Source organism: Promicromonospora sp. NPDC057488 (assembly GCF_042802395.1).
GTDB lineage: Bacteria > Actinomycetota > Actinomycetes > Actinomycetales > Cellulomonadaceae > Promicromonospora.
The window spans coordinates 22,781-40,355 of record NZ_JBHVEG010000041.1 but is presented as its reverse complement, the minus strand read 5'-3'; the positions used below and the strand labels follow the sequence as shown (position 1 = coordinate 40,355).

Below are 17,575 nucleotides of genomic sequence, written 5' to 3'. Positions count from 1 at the left end.
GGTCGGCACCCTGGGGTGCCGACCACCTGACAAACTACCGACCACCCATCCGGACGACGCCGCGCCGACTCGCCGCCGGCGGTCCGGGGTCAGCCCGCGCGGCAGCCAGCCGCCCTCACGCGCCGTCGTGGCCCGCGTAGCCCTTGCCGTTGCGGCGGAAGACCGGGCCCGACTCGTCCTGCCCGATCGGGAAGACCCCCGCGAACGCCAGGAGGTCCGAGATCGTCGTGACGAGGCGGCCGTCCTCGAACCGGACGCCGTAGGCGGGCGTCCAGTCGCCGCCAGGGCGGCGCATGAACGACTCGGGGTCGAGCCGCAGCAGGTACACGAAGGTCTCCGCCAGGATGCGGCTGCCGACCTCGCCCAGGAAGTTGCCGTTGCCCTGGACCTCGGCCTCCTTGAGCACGTAGTACCACAGCGGCGTGCCGTCCAGGTCGTCGAGCGCCGCCACGACCTCGGGCGCGGCGTTCTGCCGCAGCTGCTCGGGCGTGAGCTGACGGGCCCGCAGCTCCTGGGCCACGGCCTCCCCCGTCGGGAGCGCGAGCATGTAGCCGCGCAGCAGGTTGCGCTGCGCGAGCTGCTTGAGCAGCGCCTTGATCGGCTCGGTGGCCGTGTTGCCCTCGTTCAGGAGGTGGCCCAGGCCGTCCGCCAGGAACGGGTCGATCTTGCGGGCCATGCGGAACGACAGTGGGTCGCCCTTGTCGGTCAGCCGCGGCCACTCGACCGGCCAGTTGGACGGCAGCGCCGGCGCCGGGTTCGCCGGGTTCGGGGAGAGCCCGCCGTTGCCGGTGAACCGGAACAACAGGTCGAGCGACGCGAGCCCGCCCGGGCCGTTGCCGGTGAAGTTGACGTTGAAGTCGTAGGCGCCGCGCACCATCGAGTGCCCGAACCGGAACGCCGCGACCGCGAACTCCAGCGGCATCGCCACGCGGCGCGCGGGCCGGAACAGCGTGGGCCCCGTCGCCAGGACGGAGTCCAGCACGCCCGACTTGGTCAGGGTGCGCAGGTAGTCGTTGACGACGAGCCACTGGTAGTGGAACCGCACCAGCTCGCGGGCCCGGTCGAACAGCTCGCGCTGGGTCACGGCGCACCACGGCTCGTACAGCGCCACCCAGTCCACGACGGCGTTGTGGAACCGGATCATCGCCACGTGGAACTGCGCGACCACGAGGTTCTCGTCGTTGCGACTGTCGGGGATGAGCGGCATCCGCTCGCTGCCCGGCGCGGTGCTGCGCGGCAGGTCGCGCTGCGGGTCGTCGCCGGGGGCGACGAGCGAGAACGGCCCGAACGGCTCCGTGCCGATGCGGCCGAGCCGCAGCTTGGCCGAGTTCGGCACGTACGCGGCCTCGCTGCGCGTGGTGCCCCGGTCCTTCTCGCCCTGGAACCGGGGACCGGACCCGTACAGGCTGTCCAGGTCGAGCAGCGGGTTGCGCCCGTTGTGCAGGCTGCGCCGCACCACGTCGGGCTCGAACGCGCGGAACGGCTCGCTCACGATGTCGCCGAGGGCCTGGTCGCCGCCGGGGCCGCTGCCGTCGTCCGGTCCATTGGTGTTGAGCGTGATGTCGTGGTCGATGAACTGGCCCCAGTAGGTGTAGATGCTGGGGATCGTCGAGTCGCGTGGCGGCGCGGCGGGCGCCCCGGGAGGCGGGGGCCCGGCGGGCGCCTCGATCATGCCCGCGCCGAGCCGCAGCAGGGCGTCCCGGGTGCGGGCCACGTCGTCGCCGACGGGCAGGTGCGCGGCCGGGAAGTCCCGTGCGAGGTCGCGCATCAGGTAGTCGAACGACGTCGTCGCGTCGAACCGCTGCTCGCGCAGGTCGCGGCGCACCGCGGCCTCCGTGCGCGGCATCAGCGTCGCCGTGCTGTCCTGCGGGTCCTGCGGCGCGTCCGGGTCGGCGGGGACGAACACGCCCCCGTGCCCGATCCGCCGGACCGTGCGGCCGGTGGGTGTCTGCGCCAGGTCGACGGCCTCGTGCGGGCTGTGGTTCGGGTCGCCCTGCAGCGGGGCCTGCGTGGTCTGGACCATGGGTATCTCCTTCGCTGGGGGTGAAGGTCCTCCACCACAGACGGAGTGACGGGGGTCACAGCCACGTACACCTTGGCGGGTGAATGCGCCGCGGCCTGCCCCCGACCTGCGCCGATGGCCGGGCGCCCGGTCACCTTGCCGCGCGGTAGACCGCCGTGGCGGCCGCCAGCACCTGCGCGACGACGAGCGCCGGCGTCACACCCGTGACCACCGCCCACGCGAGCGGGATCGTGCCGAGCAGCGCCAGGTCGGGTCCCTTGATCCGGTGCAGCACCAGCCCGGTCGGGAACGCACCCGCCGGCGTGGCGATCATCGGCACGTCCCACTGCACGGGACCCCGGTACGCCGCCCGGATCGCGGCGGCCCCGAGCACGACGGCGGCGGGCGCCGCCACACCGAGCCACGGCCCGATACCGCCGACCACGGCCACGAGCAGCAGCACGGCGCCCGCGGAGAGCACCGGCCACACCGCGCGGACGGCGCGGGTGGTCCGCGCGCCGAGCGGCAGCAGGGCGTCCAGGCGGGGGTTCTCCCCCGCCGCGCGCGGTCCGCCGGCGCCCGCGAGCGCCCCGGCGTACCCCACCCCGGCCAGCACCGCCCAGAGGCCGATCCCGTCGGAGAGCGCGGGCACCTGCACGGCCACCGCCCCGGTGCACGCGAGCGCGAGCAGGGCCGCGAGGGACGCGGGCGAGCGCAGCAGCAGGGCGGCGTCGGCGGCCAGCAGGGCGCCCACCGGACCGCGCGCCGCACGGGGCACCCACGCGAAGGCGCGCGACGCCGTCGGCCCGGTGCCGAGCGCCCGGCTGACGCCGCCGCCGTCGAGCGAGAGCAGGGCGGCCGACGCCTGCAGGGCGGCCGACGCGCGAGCACGCAGCGCCCCGGCCCGGAGCCGGTCCAGGCCGCGCAGCCAGGCCACGAGGGCGACGACGCCGATCGCGGCCAGCGCCGCGGGCACGCTCCACGGCACGGCCCACGCCGCCCATGCGGGGGCCCAGAGCGCCAGGCCGAGGCCGGCCACCGGTACGGCGGCGAGCAGCAGGTCGAGCACCCGCCCGGGCCGGCTCCCCGACGCGATGCCCGTCACCTGCAGCACGCCCGCACCCGTGACGACCAGCAGCCCGACGGCGCCGCCGAGCACCGCGTCCACGACGATCCCCGCCGGGTCCACGCCGGCGAGCGCCGCGGGCGCACCGCCCACGACCAGGCCCGCGCCGATGCCGACGAGCACCGACCGGACCACCGACGGGGAGGTGAGCCCCGCCCGGTCGGCGGGTGTGGGCACCCACCAGCGCACCCCGGCGGCGGGCAGCCCGGCCGGGCCGAGCCGCAGCGCGACGGACGCTCCCCCGACCACGGCGAGCGCCAGCACGAGGGCCTGGACCAGGCCCGGGCCGAGCCCGAACGCGGTGGCGTCGGAGCCGAGCAGCTCCCGCACCGGGCCGCCGAAGCCCCACAGGTACAGGACGACCAGGGCGAGCGAGATCACGACCTCGGCGACGTCCAGCGCCACCCGGCCCGGTTCGGCCGGGAGGTTGTGCGCCCGCACCCGCGCGGTCAGGCGGCGCAGCTCGGCGCCGGTGAAGCTCTCCTCGTCGCTGCCCACGAGCCGCGGAAGCGCCGCGGTCCCGACCGGACCGGCCTCTTCCGCGGCACCGGCCGCCTCGCCGCTCACCGGAAGCCCGCCAGCACACCGGGCGCCTCGGCCGGCTCGAGGAGCACGGCGTCGTCGTCGGACAGGTGCACCGCGCTCGCGCCCGAGGCCGCCAGCAGCCGGTCGTCGTGCGTGGCGAACAGGACGGCGGTGCCGGCGTCCGCCTCGGCGCGCAGGGTCTCGCCCAGCCGGGCGCGCATCGCGGTGTCCAGGCGCTGCTCCGGCTCGTCGAGCACGAGCAGGTCGCGCGGCCGCACCAGCGCGCTCGCCAGCAGGAACCGGCGGCGCTGCCCGGACGACAGGGTGTGCGGCATGGCGCTGCCGTGCCGCGTGATGCCCACGTGGTCGAGCACCTGGTCGGTGACGGCGCCGGCGTCCGGCACCCCGTGCCCGCGTGCGGTGAGCACGAGGTGCTCGCGGACGGTCACGCCGGGAAAGAACGCGTCGTCGTCCAGCACGCCCGCTACGCGGGCGCGGAACCGGCGCTCCCGCTCGTCCACGAGGCGCCCGAAGGCGCTCGCCGTCCCGGAGAGCGGCTCCTGCAGGCCGAGCACGGTGCGCAGCAGGGTGGACTTGCCGGTGCCGTTGGCGCCGATCACGGCGACGATGTCGCCGGCCCCCAGCGTGAGGTTCACGGGTGCGCAGACGGCGTTGCCGCCGTACCCGACCACCAGGTCGGACAGCTCGAGGTAGGTCATGTCCACCCCAACGCGCGAGCCTGGGAAAGATCTCCCGCTGTGTACCTCATCGCCAGGCCGCGACGATCTCCTCCGGGCCCCAGTGCGCGGCCAGCGGAAGGCCTGCCTCGAAGCCGCTGCGGGCGACGGCGACCAACGGCGTGGCGGCGTCGGTTCCCGGTACCGCTCCCTGGGCCCGCGCGAGCTCGTCGAACTCGTGCGTTCCGAACACATCGGTCTCGTACCACTTGACGGAGCCGATGAACTCGACCCTTCGCGCCGTCGGAGCACGGTCCGCGCCGACCAGGTCCACCTCCGGGTTGTTCTGCCGGTTCCACCAGCCGCCGACGGCTTCGACCTCCGGCCATGGCGAGTCGAGCAGGATGCGCATCAACGACTCCCGGACGAGCGGTTCGACGGCCCGGCCGCGCCAGGTGGTCCAGGACCGTTCGATCCGGTCGAGCGCCACGTCCCCGCGTCCGCGTTCCACGAACGGGATCGCCCGGCGCAGGAAGGCGAGCCAGAAGCGCAGGTAGGGATCCCCGAGGCGGTAGCGCTTGTTCTTGGTGTCCGACGACGTCGACAGGGGCAGGTCGGTCTCCACGATCCGCTTGGCCTCGAGCGTCCTGAGCAGCGGGCTGAGGGTGCCGGCCGGCAGGGACCCCGAGTTCCCGGCAGCGGCGGCGATGGCCGAGAACGTCCGCTCGCCGTCACCCACCGCTTCGAGGATGGCCCTGCTGCGCGAGGACACCGGGAACTCGCCGAGCAGCGAGAGCTCCCCGGCGACCAGCAGCGGTGAGAGCGGATCACCGAGTGCGTCGCGCAGGAACTCCGCTCGCGGCCGGCCGGGCGTCCAGGTCTGGACGATCTCGGGGAACCCGCCCGTGATCAGGTGGGCATCGATCGCTTCCGCGGCGCCCAGGTCCGCCATCGCCTGGACGTCAGCCACGTTCAGCGGTGCGATGTCGATCTTGGTCGCGCGGCCGAAGAACGGCCGGCCGTAGGTCTGGAGCGCCTCCATGACCGACAGGTCACTGCCGATCAGGAGCAGCAGGACGGGCTTCTGCGACAGGTACTTGTCCCAGACCGTCTGCAGCGCCCCCTCGAACTCGGTGTCCTGCTCGACCAGCCAGGGCACCTCGTCGAGCACCACGACAGCAGGCCGGTCGTCCGGCAGGAACTCGGCGAGCGCGCGGAGGGTGCCGTTCCAGTCCGGCGGACTCAGGTGCGCGAAGATCTCGGGCGCGCGCAGGCTCGACTGCGTGAGCGTCGCAAGGAACTCTCGCCGCTCGGCCATGGCGTTGCGCCCTCGCGTCGCCTGGAACACGAAGTACTCGCGCCCGGAGCGGTCGCAGAACTCCTGCGCCAGCCGGGACTTCCCGACGCGGCGCCGGCCGGTCATGATCAGCGCCTTGCCCCGAGAGGCACCCGTGCCCGCCTCGACGCCGCCCAGGAGCCCCTCGAGCCGGCGCAGATCCGAGTCGCGTCCGCGAAACTCCATCGCCACCCCAAACTAAGATCGAATCTTACTAAGATCCATTCTTAGTTTACCGGCCATGCCGGCGCCTCAGGGCCGCAGGATCTTCCGGGCCCGCGCCACGTCGTCGTTCATCTGCGCGATCAGCGGCTCCATGCCGTCGAACCGCAGCGTCGGGCGCAGGTGGGCCACGAACTCGAGCACGACCGTCTGGTCGTACAGGTCGAGGTCGGTCCGGTCGAGCACGTAGGCCTCGACGCGGCGCTCCACGCCGTCGAACGTGGGGTTGGTGCCGACGGAGATCGCGGCGGGCAGGATCTCCTCCTGCCCCAGGCCCGCGCCGGAGGCGGTCGCCCGGTCGTGGTCGGGCCCGGCGAGGCTCGCGCACGTCGCGGCCGTGCCGCGGCGCAGCCAGCCCGCGTAGACGCCGTCGGCGGGCACCAGGCCGGTGATGTCGCCGAGGTTGGCGGTCGGGAAGCCCATCTCGCGGCCCCGCGCGTCGCCGTGCACCACGGTGCCGCGCACGAGGTGCGGGCGGCCGAGCACGTCGGCGGCCTGGTCGACGTCGCCCTCCGCGAGCAGCGCCCGCACGGCGGTCGAGGACCAGCGCTGGTGGCCGTCGCCCTCGGCCACGGAGTCGCCGACGTCCTCGATGGCGACGACCTCGAACCCGTGCTGCCCGCCGAGCTCGACCATCGTGGCGAGCGTCCCGGCGTTCTGCTTGCCGAACCGCACGTCGTGCCCCACGACCACGGTCCGCGCCCGCAGGCCGTCCACGAGGTACCGGGCCACGAACTCCTCGGGCGTCTGCGCCGCGAAGTCGAGCGTGTAGCTGACCAGCAGGGTCGCGTCCAGGCCGGTGCGCTCCATGAGCGCCAGGCGGTCCTCCAGGCCCGTGATCAGCTCAGGGGCCGACTCGGGCCGGTGCACCGCCGCCGGGTGCGGGTGGAACGTCACGGCGACGGCGCTGGCCGCGTCGCTCCGGGCGAGCCGGAGGATGCGGTCGAGCACTGCCTGGTGGCCGCGGTGGACGCCGTCGAAGTTGCCGATCGTCACCACTGATGGCCCGAATCCCGGGGGAACCTGTTCCAGGTCCGTCCACAGCTGCACGCGGGTTGCTCCTCATGAATCGGGTGGCGCGGGTGCGGGAGCCGCTCACGCCGCGCCCCGCACCGGTCGCCAAAAGCCTACGGCGTGTTTCGCGGGTCGTGCGCCCGCCCGGCGGCGTCGGGGCGATCCGGGGTCAGCCCGGCAGGATCCGGCGCGCCCCGTCCAGGTAGGCCCGGGAGTCGAACTCGTCGAACATCGCCGACTGGAAGATGTAGCCCTGGCCGATGCCCATGAGGACCGGGAGCAGGCCCTCCGCGGCCGGTCCGGCGCCGTCGGGGGCGTGCTCCGGGTGCGCCTCGAACCAGCGCGTCAGCGCGGCGCGGAAGGCGTTCCTGAGCTCCTTGAAGCCCATGTTCACCACGCCGCGCATCTCGGGGTCCACGGTCGCCTCGCCCCAGAGCTGGAGCAGGAGCGGGAGCTCGAAGCCCTCGGACAGCACCCCCCGGAGCACGATCTCCAGTATCTCGGCGGGGGCCGGCGGGTCGCCGTCCGCCGCGGCCGCCTCGAGGTCCGCGCTCCGGCGGCTCAGGGTGGTCCTCGCCACAGCCGCGAACAGCTCGCGCTTGCCCTCGAAGTACCCGTAGACGGCGCCCGTCGACAGCCCGGCCTCCGCGATCACCTCGGCCATCGAGGTGTGCTGGTAGCCCTTCGCGGCGAACGCGCGCCGGGCCGCCTCCAGGATCTCGGCGCGGCGGGCGTCCCGACGCGCGTCACTGATCTTCGGCACCGGCACCTCCGTCGTCGGGACCTGGGGGACGCCCAGGAGATTGACAAGCATACGGTCGCGGCGCATCGTTGCCCATAAAGAACGAGCGTTCGTTTTTTTAGATATGGAGCAACCCTTGTCCTACGAAGCACCAGCGCCCCACACCCCGGCGGGCCGGGTCATCGGCGTCGCGCTGGCCCTCACCCTCGTGCTCACCGTGTTCGTGCTCGCCTTCTCGTGGCCGTCGGTCACGGCCGAGCCCCGCGACCTGCCGGTCGCCGTCGTCGGGTCCGACGACGCCGTCGACGCCGTCCGCGAGAACCTCGACGAGGCCCAGCCCGGAGCCGTCGAGCTGATCGAGGTCGACGACCGGGCGGCCGCCGTCGGAGCCGTCGAGAGCCGCGACGTCTACGGCGGCCTCGTGCTGGGCGACCCGCAGGCGGGCGAGGCGCCCGAGGTGCTCAGCGCCTCCGCGGCGAGCACGGCCACGCACCAGCTCATGACCCAGATCGCCGCGCAGCTGCAGCGCGGGATCCAGGAGCGGGCGGACGCCGCGACGGCCCAGGCGCTCGCCGCGGCCCAGGAGCAGGCGGTACAGGCCACCGAGACCGCCGTCCGGCAGGCGCTCGAGGCCGCGGCGAGCGGCGAGCAGCCGCAGGCGCCGGAGCCCGGCGCGGCGCAGGCCCCGTCGCTGCCCGAGGTCCCCCAGGTGACCGTCACGGACGTGGTCCCCCTGTCCGACGACGACCCCCGCGGCTCCGGCCTGGCGGCCGCGATGTTCCCGATCCTGCTCGGCGGGATGATCGGCGGCATCGGCATCTCGCTCGCCGTCAACGGAGCCCTGCGCCGGGTGCTCGCCGTCACCGTGTACTCGGTGGTCGGCGGCGGCATCCTCGTGGGCATCCTGCACTTCTGGTTCGGCACCGTCCAGGGCGACTGGCTGCTCGACGGCGCCACGCTCGCCCTCTCGATCGCCGCGATCGCCGCACCCATCACCGGGTTCGTCGCGGTGCTCGGCAGGCCCGGCATCGCGCTCGGCCCGGTGGTCATGATGCTGGTCGGGAACCCGATCTCGGGCGCGGCGATGCCGCCCGAGTTCCTGCCCTGGCACTGGGGCGAGATCGGTCAGTGGCTGCCGCCGGGCGCCAGCGCGACCCTGCTGCGCGACGTCTCGTACTTCCCCGACGCCGATGCGTCGGCGGCCTGGCTGGCGCTCGCGATCTGGGCGGGGGCCGGGGTGCTGCTGTCCGTCGTGGGCCACGCCCGCGCCACCGGCCGCACCCGGCGGGCCCCGCTCCTGACCGTGCCGGCCTGACCTGCCGGACGGCGCCTGGTGCTCGCCGAGATCGTCAGGGAGCGGGGGCGAGCACCAGGACGGGCTTGGCCAGGCTCTCGCCGCGGCGCCGCGTGTCCTCCAGCAGCGCCACGAGCGTGCCCGACGGCGAGAGCGCCGCCACGACGTCGGCGCGCCCCGACGGCTCGACCCACTGGCCGTAGCCGAGCGCGCGCACCTCGGCCTCGTCGAGCTCACGCACCGGGAACGTGCCGCGCGCGGCGTCGGCCAGCGGGAGGGTGGCCAGCGTGCCGTCGGCGTCCGCCTGGGCCTCCAGCTCCTCCAGCGTGCGGGCGCCGGCCAGCGGGTAGCCGCCCACCCGGGTGCGGCGCAGCACGGTCAGGTGGCCGCCCGTACCGAGCGCCGCGCCGAGGTCGCGCGCCAGGGCGCGCACGTAGGTGCCGGACGAGACGGTGACGCGCACGTCGACGTCCAGGACGGGCACATCGCGCGTGGGGCCGGCGCCGGGTTCGGCGGCGGTGGGGGCGACACCGGGCTCGGCGGCGGGGTCGATGGCCGCGTCGTCGGCCTCGACGTACACGTCCTCCAGGTCGCCGTCCGGCACGGTCGCCGTGGCCGGGCGGACGTCCAGCACCTCGAAGCGGGACACCGTGACGGGCCGGGCCTTCAGCTCGACCTCCTCCCCCGCCCGGACGCGCGCGTAGGCGCGCTTGCCGTCCACCTTGATCGCGGACACGGACGTGGGCACCTGCGAGATGTCGCCGGTCAGGTCCGCGACCGCCGCGTCCAGGGCGGCCCGCTCCACCCGCCCGACGGCGTCCGGGTCGGCCACGGCGACGACGGACCCCTCGGCGTCGTCCGTGGCGGTGGCCACGCCCAGCCGGATCGTGGCGTCGTAGTCCTTGTCTGCGCCCACGACGTACGTGAGCAGGCGGGTCGCCTTGCCGATGCCGAGCACGAGCACGCCCGTCGCCATCGGGTCCAGCGTGCCGGCGTGGCCGACCTTGCGGGTGCCGGCCAGGCGCCGCATCCGGCCGACGACGTCATGGCTGGTCCAGCCCTGCGGCTTGTCGACCACGACGAACCCGTCGGCGGCCGTGGGACGGCGCGCGGGAGCCTGCGGGGAGGGGGAGGTCATGGGTATCAGTATCGCGTGGGTCAGGGGTGCCGCGCGGCGTCGAGGTCGGCCTTGGTCAGGACGGCGCGGACCGCCACGCCGACGTCGGCCAGCGGCGTGCTGCCGGCCGGGCTGCGGTCGATGGCGCACACCACCGTGTCGACTATCGCCCCGGCGGCCCGGAGCGCCGACGTCGCGTCACGGACGGCGCCGCCGGTGGTGATCACGTCCTCGACCAGCACGACGCGGCGGCCCTGGACCGGGGGTCCCTCGGCGAGCTTGGCGGTGCCGTACTCCTTTGCCTGCTTGCGCACGTACAGCGCGCCCGTGCCGGTCAGGCCGCTGAGCACGGTCACGATCGGCACCCCGCCGAGCTCGAGGCCGCCCAGCAGGTCGGCGTCCGCCGGGACCAGCGGCACCATCCGGCGCGCGACCCGGGCCAGCAGCGCCGGGTCCGTCTCGAACAGGTACTTGTCGAAGTACTCCGACGCCGCCTGGCCCGACCGGAGCGTGAACGTCCCGGTCAGGCGGCAGGCGGCGTCGATGTCGCGCGCGAGCGCGGGGTCCGGGGTCACTCGGCCTCGGCGTCGTCCTCGCGCGGCTTCTTGTAGGGGTCCTCGTCGCCCGCGTACCGGGCTCCGGCACGCAGTGCCTCGAGCTCGGCGTCCCGCTTGCGCGCCTCGATCAGCGCGGCGTCGAGGTGGGCCGCCGTCTCGGGGACCGAGTCCAGGTGGAACTCGATGGTGGGCGTCAGGCGGACACCGGTCTGCTTGCCCACCTCCGAGCGGATCAGGCCCGTGGCGCTCTTCAGCGCCGCGGCCGTGCCGTCCCGGTCCTCGTCCGAGCCGTAGACCGTGTAGAACACCGAGGCGTTCTGCAGGTCGCCGGTGACCCGGACGTCCGTGACCGTCACGAAACCGAGCCGCGGATCCTTGATCCGCGTGTCGATCATCTGCGCGACGATCACCTTGATGCGGTCGGCGAGCTTACGAGCCCGCGGATTGTCGACCATGGTCCAGTCCTCTCAGCGTGAGTGCGGGGTATTCGCCCGTCCGGACAAGCCGTCCGAGCGAATACCCCGCACTCAATGAATCACAGGCGTCAGACGCGCGGCTTCTCGCGCATCTCGAACGTCTCGATGGTGTCGCCCTCGGTGACGTCGTTGAACGACCCGAGACCGATACCGCACTCGAAGCCCTCGCGGACCTCGGTGACGTCGTCCTTCTCGCGACGCAGCGACTCGATCGAGAGGTTGTCGCCCACGACCGTGCCGTTGCGCAGCACGCGCGCCTTGGCGTTGCGGCGGATGACGCCCGAACGGACCACCGAACCGGCGATGTTGCCGAACTTCGAGGAGCGGAAGACCTGGCGGATCTCCGCGGTCCCGAGCTGGACCTCCTCGTACTCCGGCTTGAGCATGCCCTTGAGGGCCGCCTCGACGTCCTCGATCGCCTTGTAGATGACCGAGTAGAACTTGACGTCCACGCCCTCGCGCTCCGCCAGCTCCTCGACGCGCTCGCCGTACTTCACGTTGAAGCCGATGATCACGGCGCTGTCGACGGTGGCCAGGTTGACGTCGTTCTGCGTGATCGCACCCACACCACGGTGGATGACGCGCAGCTCGACCTCGTCGCCCACGTCGATCTTGAGCAGCGCGTCCTCCAGTGCCTCGACGGCACCGGACACGTCGCCCTTGAGGATGAGGTTGAGGCTCTCGACCTTGCCCTTCTTGAGCTCGGTGTCGAAGTCCTCGAGGCTGATCCGCTTGCGGCGCTTGGCCAGCGTCGCGGCGCGCTCGGCCGCCTCGCGCTTCTCGGCGATCTGACGTGCCGTCCGGTCGTCCGGCGCCACGAGGAACGTGTCGCCGGCGCTCGGGACGCTGGTGAGACCCAGCACCTGCACCGGACGGGCCGGCGTCGCGGCGTCGACCGCGTTGCCGTGCTCGTCGAACATCGCACGGACACGGCCGTGGGCCGTACCGGCGACGATCGAGTCACCGACGTGCAGCGTGCCCGACTGGACCAGCACCGTGGCCACGGGGCCACGGCCCTTGTCGAGGTTGGCCTCGATCGCGACACCGCGCGCGTCCTTGGTCGGGTTGGCGCGCAGGTCGAGCGCCGCGTCCGCGGTCAGCAGGACGGCCTCGACGAGGTCGTCGATGCCGATCCCCGGCTTGGCCGCGACGTCGACGAACATCGTGTCGCCGCCGTACTCCTCGGCCACCAGGTTGTACTCGGTGAGCTGCTGACGCACCTTCGCCGGGTTGGCGCCCTCGACGTCGATCTTGTTGACGGCGACGACGATCGGCACGCCTGCGGCCTGCGCGTGGTTCACGGCCTCGACCGTCTGCGGCATCACGCCGTCGTCGGCCGCGACCACGAGGATCGCGATGTCCGTGACCTGGGCACCACGAGCACGCATGGCGGTGAACGCCTCGTGACCCGGGGTGTCGATGAACGTGATGGCACGCTCGGTGCCCTCGTGCTCGTGCGTGATCTGGTAGGCACCGATGTGCTGCGTGATGCCACCGTGCTCGCCGGCGACGACGTCCGACTTGCGGATGGCGTCGAGCAGCTTGGTCTTACCGTGGTCGACGTGACCCATGACGGTCACGACCGGCGGACGCGCGACCAGGTCCTCGTCGGACTCGCCGGCCTCCTCGGCCTGCAGGTCGATGTCGAAGGCCCCGAGCAGCTCGCGGTCCTCCTCCTCGGCCGAGACCATCTCGATCTGGTAGCCGAGCTCGGTCGCCAGCGTGCCGAACGTGTCCTCGTCGAGCGACTGCGTGGCCGTGGCCATCTCGCCCAGGTGGAACAGGACGGTCACGAGCGCCGCGGGGTTCGCGTCGATCTTGTCGGCAAAGTCGTTCAGCGACGCACCGTGGCGCAGCCGGACGACCGTGCTGCCGTTGCCGCGCGGGACCTGCACGCCACCGAGCGACGGGGCCTGCATGGCCTCGAACTCCTGGCGCTTCGCCCGACGCGACTTACGACCGCGGACCGGCTTGCCACCGGCGCGCCCGAAGGCACCCTGGGTCGCACCGCGACCACCGGCACCACGACGCGGGCCGCCGAAGCCGCCGCCGCCACCACCGGGACGACCCGGAGCACCGGCACCGGCGCCGCCGCCGGCACCACCCGGACGACCGCCACCACCAGGGCGACCACGGCCGCCACCCGGCGCCGGGCGGTCACCCGGACGCGGCATGGACGTCTTGCCCGGCATCATGCCGGGGTTCGGGCGCGGGCCACCGGTGCCACCGGGACGGGGCGCCGAGGGACGCGGGCCACCGGGACGGGGACCGCCCGGACGCTCGCCGGACGACTCGCCGCCGCGCTCGGGGCGCTGCCCCGGACGGGGCATGCCCTGGCTCGTCGCGAAGGGGTTGTTGCCCGGACGCGGGTTACCGCCACCGGGACGGTCGCCGGCGCCGGGCGCCGGACGGCCACCACGGCCGCCACCGCCACCGGGACGGGGCATGCCCTGGCTGGTCGCGAAGGGGTTGTTGCCCGGACGCGGGTTACCGCCGCCCGGACGGCCACCACGGCCGCCGTCACGACCGCCGTCGCGGCCGCCGCCGTCACGACCACCCGGACGCGCGCCGGAGGGCGCGGCGGCCGGCTTCGGGGCGCCGGGCTTGGGGGCCGCGGCAGCCGGACGGGGTGCGCCGGGCTTGGGAGCCGAACCGGCGGGCTTGGCGGACGCCGCAGGCGCCGCCGGGGTCTCTGCGGCCGCCGGCGCCGGGGCGGGAGCCTCCGGTGCGGGGGCCGGGGCCGGGGCGGGCGCAGGCGCGGGTGCCTCGGACTTGGGGGCCGGAGCCGGAGCCGGGGCGGGGGTCGCCTCGGCGGGCTTCCGGGCCGCGGGCTTCGCGGCCGGCTTTGGCGCAGGCTTCGCCGCTACGCCCTTGTCGGACGCGCCGGCGGCGCCACCGACGGGGAACTTGTCGCGCATCGCTCGCTCGACGGGGGCCTCGAGGGTCGAGGAGGCCGAGCGGACGAACTCGCCCGCGGCCTTCAGCTCGCCCATCAGGGTCTTGCTCTCCACTCCGAGCTGCTTAGCAAGCTCGTGAACGCGGATCTTCGCCACATCTCTCCTGTCTCGGTCCATCCCGGGACAGGGAGGACCACCGTTAGTACTGCGTACTCATCGCTGGGGACTCATCGGGTGCCCATCGGCTTCAAACCCGCTTCCTTGTCGACGAACTTCATGATTCGGCCGGGCGCTCTGTCGCGCCCGGTCGGAACGGTCTTGCGGTCGGCACCCTCACCGGCCGAGGTGTGCTCGCACCCCGCCGAGGTCGAGGGGACCGTCGGTGCGCAGTGCGCGGGGGACGGCCCTGCGGCGCTCGGCGAGCTCCAGGCACTGCGGCTCTGGGTGAACCCAGGCGCCGCGACCCGGCAGACAGGCACGGACGTCGACGACGATGCGTCGTGGCTCTGCCACATCGGCATCATGCATCGCGGAGTCCAGCACCAGACGCAGGAGTGCAGACCGCTGGTCGCGCCCCCGGCACCCGACACACGTACGCACCGGGCCCGTGACGGGGGGTGCGGGGTGTGTCGAAAGACGGGCGCGTGGCCCAGACTCGGACAGTCTACCGCGCCGTCCCACCGGGCGTTACCGACCGCTCGGTGCGTCGGCGGCGGCGCCACCTGCGTCGGCGTCGGCCGCCTCGTCCGAGCGAATGTCGATCCGCCAGCCCGTCAGCTTCGCGGCCAGCCGGGCGTTCTGCCCTTCCTTGCCGATCGCGAGGGACAGCTGGTAGTCGGGGACGATCGCCCGTGCAGCACGCGCGTCGGCGTCCACCACTGTGACTGACGACACACGAGCCGGGGACAGCGCGCTCGCCACGAAGGAGGCGGGGTCGTCGCTGTGGTCGACGATGTCGATCTTCTCGCCGTGCAGCTCGGCCATCACGGCACGCACTCGCGCGCCCATCGGGCCGATGCAGGCACCCTTGGCGTTCAGCCCGGACACCCGGGACCGGACGGCCATCTTGGTGCGGTGCCCCGCCTCACGGGCGATGGCGGTGATCTCCACCGAGCCGTCCGCGATCTCCGGGACCTCCAGCTCGAAGAGCTTCCGCACCAGGTTCGGGTGCGTACGGCTCAACGTGATCTGGGGGCCCTTCATTCCGCGGCTGACCTCGACCACGTAGGCGCGCAGGCGCTCGCCGTGCACGTACTCCTCGGTGGGCACCTGCTCGTGCGGCGGCAGCACGGCCTCGGTGCCGCCCACGTCCACGAGCACCATGCGCGGGTCGCGGCCCTGCTGGATGACGCCGGCCAGGACCTCGCCCTCCTTGCCGCGGAAGGTGCCGAGCACCTGGTCGTCCTCGGCGTCCCGCAGACGCTGCACGATCACCTGGCGGGCCGTCGCGGTGGCGATACGGCCGAAGTCCTGGGGCGTGTCGTCGAACTCGGGGCCGAGCTCCACGGCGGGGCGGGCGTCCGGGTCCTCGGGGTCCGCCTCGACGGGCAGCTCCTCGCGCGCCCACACCGTCACGTGGCCCGACGCGCGGTCCACCTCGACGCGGGCCCGGTTGTAGGCGTCCGGGGTGCGGTGGTAGGCCGAGAGGAGGGCCTGCTCGATGGCCGCGACGAGGACGTCCAGGCTGAGGTCCCTCTCGCGCTCCAGCATCCGGAGCGTGGTCATGTCGATGTCCATGTCAGCCTTCCTCGTTGCGGCCGGGGCGAGACCCGGTCGGGTTGTCCTTACCAGCACCGTCCGAGTCCTCGTCGGTGTCTTCACCTGCACTCTCGCCCAGTTCCGAATCCTCGGCATCCTGGGCGTCCTCGAGCCGTCGGAGCTCGACCTCGACCTTGCCCCGCGTGACGTCCGCGACGGGGATCCGCCGGTCGTCGTCGAGCACCAGGACGGCGCCGTCGGCGTCGTCGAGCACGTCGGTCAGCCGGCCCTCGGCGCGGCTGCCGTCGGTGAGCTTGAGCGTGACCATACGGGTCCGGGCACGCTTGAAGTGACGCAGCTCGGTCAGCGGCCGGGACGTGCCCGGCGTGGAGATCTCGAGCGTGTAGGCACCGGCGACGACGTCGTCCGTGTCCAGCGCCGCGGAGATCGCGCGCGACACGTCGCCCAGCACGTCGGAGTCCAGGCTGCCGACCGCGTCGTCCGGCAGGTCCACCGTGACGCGGACCACGGACTTGCTGCCCGCCCGCGTGGCGCTGACCTCCTCGAGGTAGAGCCCGGCGGCCTCGACCACCGGCCCCACCACCCCGCGGACCGCATCCGCCTGCTGTGTCATCGACTGCCTCCCGTCGGCTCCCCCATGCGCGGGGGCACGGTTCGAGCCGGAACGGTTCGACCGATGTGCTGTTGTTGTCTGCGTCAAGCCTAACGAAGCCTCCGACCTCGGCACTTCGCGAAGAACGTGATGTCCGTGACCCGACCGCAATCGGCCGGGCAACGAACGGGGTTCCAGAACGTGACATCATCGGCGACGATGAACGCCTCGAACCGCACGGCCCGTACCCGACGCCGGTCAGGTCTGACCGCGCTGGCCCTGACCTGCGCGATCATTCTCTCAGGTTGCGGGCTGCGGCTCGAGACACCGCCGCCGACAGAGCCGGTGCCGGACGCCGCGGAGGTCCTGCGGCGCACCGCGGTGGCCGACGCGCTGCTCGTGGCCGACCAGGCCACCGCCGCGGCCGAGACCGACGGGATCGAGCCGGCGATCGAGTCGGAGCTGACCGAGATCGCCGAGTCGGCGACGGTCCAGGCGGAACAGCTCGGCGGCGAGTACGACTCCGGCCTCGGGGACATCGTGTCCGAGGGCTCCGGCGCGTCCCCCTCGGCACACGTCCAGGAGCAGACGCCGCGGGCCGTCGTCGCCTCCCTGCGCGACGCCGCCACCCGCACCCGGGCCGCCGCCGACCAGGCCCAGTCCGGACCGCTGGGCCGGCTGCTCGCCTCGATCTCGACATCGCAGACGCAGCAGGCGCGCGAGCTCGCGCAGCTCACCGACGTCAAGGGCCCGGCGCTGCCCTCCACGCAGATCCCCGAGCCCGCCGACCCCGCCCCGCAGCCCAGCGAGGGCGACGAGGACGCCGCGACCCAGGCGGCGGCCGCGAGCGAGGCTCCGGTCGCCCCGACCGGGCTGTCCGCCGAGGACCTGAGCGCCCTGATCCTGGCCGAGGACACCGCGGGCTACGCGCTCGAGGTACGCGCCGCGCAGTCCAGCGGCGACACCCGCACCAGGGCGCACGACCGCGCGGAGCTGCACCGCGCGCGGGCGCAGGCCTGGGCGCTGGTCGCCGGTGTCGACGGGACCGACCAGGACCCCCGCCGCGTCGCGTACGACGTCCCCGGTTCGGAGACGCCGACGACGGACCTGGCCCGCGACCTGGAGACCGGCCTGGCGCAGGACTACGCCACGCTGGTCGGCCTCGCCGAGCCGGGCACCCGCGCCGTACTGGTCGCGCTGCTGACCGACTCCACGCTGTCCGCCGCCCGCTGGGGCGCCCCGGCGGTCCCGTTCCCGGGGCTGCCGGAACAGGCCTGAC

15 protein-coding genes are annotated in these 17,575 nt (G+C 73.8%); 2 read left to right on the top strand and 13 right to left on the bottom strand.

Annotation, left to right across the window (positions count from 1 at the left end; translation table 11 throughout):
- Nucleotides 1-115: 115 nt before the first annotated feature.
- From ACFU5G_RS11155 to ACFU5G_RS11130, 6 genes are all read right to left on the bottom strand, one after another.
- A complete protein-coding gene (locus ACFU5G_RS11155; protein ID WP_377243761.1) occupies nucleotides 116-2,023 on the bottom strand; it encodes a heme peroxidase family protein in 1,908 nt (635 codons plus the stop codon).
- Nucleotides 2,024-2,153: 130 nt separating this feature from the next.
- Nucleotides 2,154-3,695, bottom strand: a complete 1,542-nt coding sequence (locus ACFU5G_RS11150; protein WP_377243758.1) for a DUF6297 family protein — start codon at nucleotides 3,693-3,695, stop codon at nucleotides 2,154-2,156.
- Nucleotides 3,692-4,372, bottom strand: a complete 681-nt coding sequence (locus tag ACFU5G_RS11145; RefSeq protein ID WP_377243755.1) for an ATP-binding cassette domain-containing protein — start codon at nucleotides 4,370-4,372, stop codon at nucleotides 3,692-3,694. Before ACFU5G_RS11145 ends, ACFU5G_RS11150 begins: the two co-directional genes overlap by 4 nt.
- 46 nt (nucleotides 4,373-4,418) lie before the next feature.
- Nucleotides 4,419-5,852, bottom strand: a complete 1,434-nt coding sequence (locus tag ACFU5G_RS11140) for an ATP-binding protein (protein WP_377243752.1) — start codon at nucleotides 5,850-5,852, stop codon at nucleotides 4,419-4,421.
- A 66-nt stretch (nucleotides 5,853-5,918) separates the two neighbouring features.
- Nucleotides 5,919-6,938, bottom strand: a complete 1,020-nt coding sequence (locus ACFU5G_RS11135; RefSeq protein WP_377243749.1) for a bifunctional riboflavin kinase/FAD synthetase — start codon at nucleotides 6,936-6,938, stop codon at nucleotides 5,919-5,921.
- Between the two features lie 133 nt (nucleotides 6,939-7,071).
- A complete protein-coding gene (locus tag ACFU5G_RS11130; RefSeq protein ID WP_377243746.1) occupies nucleotides 7,072-7,665 on the bottom strand; it encodes a TetR/AcrR family transcriptional regulator in 594 nt (197 codons plus the stop codon).
- 115 nt (nucleotides 7,666-7,780) lie between these two features.
- On the opposite strand from ACFU5G_RS11130, the gene ACFU5G_RS11125 reads away from it, so the two are divergent.
- Nucleotides 7,781-8,959, top strand: a complete 1,179-nt coding sequence (locus ACFU5G_RS11125; protein WP_377243743.1) for a hypothetical protein — start codon at nucleotides 7,781-7,783, stop codon at nucleotides 8,957-8,959.
- Between the two features lie 34 nt (nucleotides 8,960-8,993).
- On the opposite strand, the gene truB is transcribed toward ACFU5G_RS11125, so the two are convergent.
- The 7 genes from truB to rimP form a co-directional block, all read right to left on the bottom strand.
- Nucleotides 8,994-10,076 (bottom strand): tRNA pseudouridine(55) synthase TruB, encoded by a 1,083-nt coding sequence (gene truB, locus ACFU5G_RS11120; RefSeq protein WP_377243740.1) that lies wholly within the window; start codon nucleotides 10,074-10,076, stop codon nucleotides 8,994-8,996.
- A gap of 20 nt (nucleotides 10,077-10,096) precedes the next feature.
- Complete coding sequence (gene pyrE / locus ACFU5G_RS11115) at nucleotides 10,097-10,630, bottom strand: orotate phosphoribosyltransferase (RefSeq protein WP_377243737.1); 534 nt, start codon at nucleotides 10,628-10,630, stop codon at nucleotides 10,097-10,099.
- Entirely contained in the window at nucleotides 10,627-11,067 is a 441-nt protein-coding gene (gene rbfA, locus ACFU5G_RS11110; protein ID WP_377243734.1) for a 30S ribosome-binding factor RbfA, read from the bottom strand. Before rbfA ends, pyrE begins: the two co-directional genes overlap by 4 nt.
- Nucleotides 11,068-11,156: 89 nt before the next feature.
- Nucleotides 11,157-14,141 (bottom strand): translation initiation factor IF-2, encoded by a 2,985-nt coding sequence (gene infB, locus ACFU5G_RS11105; protein WP_377243731.1) that lies wholly within the window; start codon nucleotides 14,139-14,141, stop codon nucleotides 11,157-11,159.
- A gap of 177 nt (nucleotides 14,142-14,318) precedes the next feature.
- Nucleotides 14,319-14,585: a YlxR family protein gene (locus ACFU5G_RS11100; RefSeq protein ID WP_377243729.1), complete on the bottom strand. Its 267-nt coding sequence runs from the start codon at nucleotides 14,583-14,585 to the stop codon at nucleotides 14,319-14,321.
- An 87-nt stretch (nucleotides 14,586-14,672) separates the two neighbouring features.
- Complete coding sequence (gene nusA / locus ACFU5G_RS11095; RefSeq protein WP_377243726.1) at nucleotides 14,673-15,722, bottom strand: transcription termination factor NusA; 1,050 nt, start codon at nucleotides 15,720-15,722, stop codon at nucleotides 14,673-14,675.
- Nucleotide 15,723: 1 nt separating this feature from the next.
- Nucleotides 15,724-16,317 (bottom strand): ribosome maturation factor RimP, encoded by a 594-nt coding sequence (gene rimP, locus ACFU5G_RS11090; RefSeq protein ID WP_377243723.1) that lies wholly within the window; start codon nucleotides 16,315-16,317, stop codon nucleotides 15,724-15,726.
- 198 nt (nucleotides 16,318-16,515) lie between these two features.
- On the opposite strand from rimP, the gene ACFU5G_RS11085 reads away from it, so the two are divergent.
- Nucleotides 16,516-17,574, top strand: a complete 1,059-nt coding sequence (locus ACFU5G_RS11085) for a DUF4439 domain-containing protein (RefSeq protein ID WP_377243720.1) — start codon at nucleotides 16,516-16,518, stop codon at nucleotides 17,572-17,574.
- The last annotated feature ends 1 nt before the right edge of the window (nucleotide 17,575 follow it).

Bases quoted from the DNA above. Each gene is read 5' to 3' on its own strand.
- ACFU5G_RS11145 (WP_377243755.1), bottom strand. From the start codon at position 4,372: ATGACCTACCTCGAGCTGTCCGACCTGGTGGTCGGGTACGGCGGCAAC.
- rbfA (WP_377243734.1), bottom strand. From the start codon at position 11,067: ATGGTCGACAATCCGCGGGCTCGTAAGCTCGCCGACCGCATCAAGGTG.
- truB (WP_377243740.1), bottom strand. From the start codon at position 10,076: ATGACCTCCCCCTCCCCGCAGGCTCCCGCGCGCCGTCCCACGGCCGCC.
- rimP (WP_377243723.1), bottom strand. From the start codon at position 16,317: ATGACACAGCAGGCGGATGCGGTCCGCGGGGTGGTGGGGCCGGTGGTC.
- nusA (WP_377243726.1), bottom strand. From the start codon at position 15,722: ATGGACATCGACATGACCACGCTCCGGATGCTGGAGCGCGAGAGGGAC.
- ACFU5G_RS11085 (WP_377243720.1), top strand. From the start codon at position 16,516: ATGAACGCCTCGAACCGCACGGCCCGTACCCGACGCCGGTCAGGTCTG.
- ACFU5G_RS11140 (WP_377243752.1), bottom strand. From the start codon at position 5,852: ATGGAGTTTCGCGGACGCGACTCGGATCTGCGCCGGCTCGAGGGGCTC.
- ACFU5G_RS11155 (WP_377243761.1), bottom strand. From the start codon at position 2,023: ATGGTCCAGACCACGCAGGCCCCGCTGCAGGGCGACCCGAACCACAGC.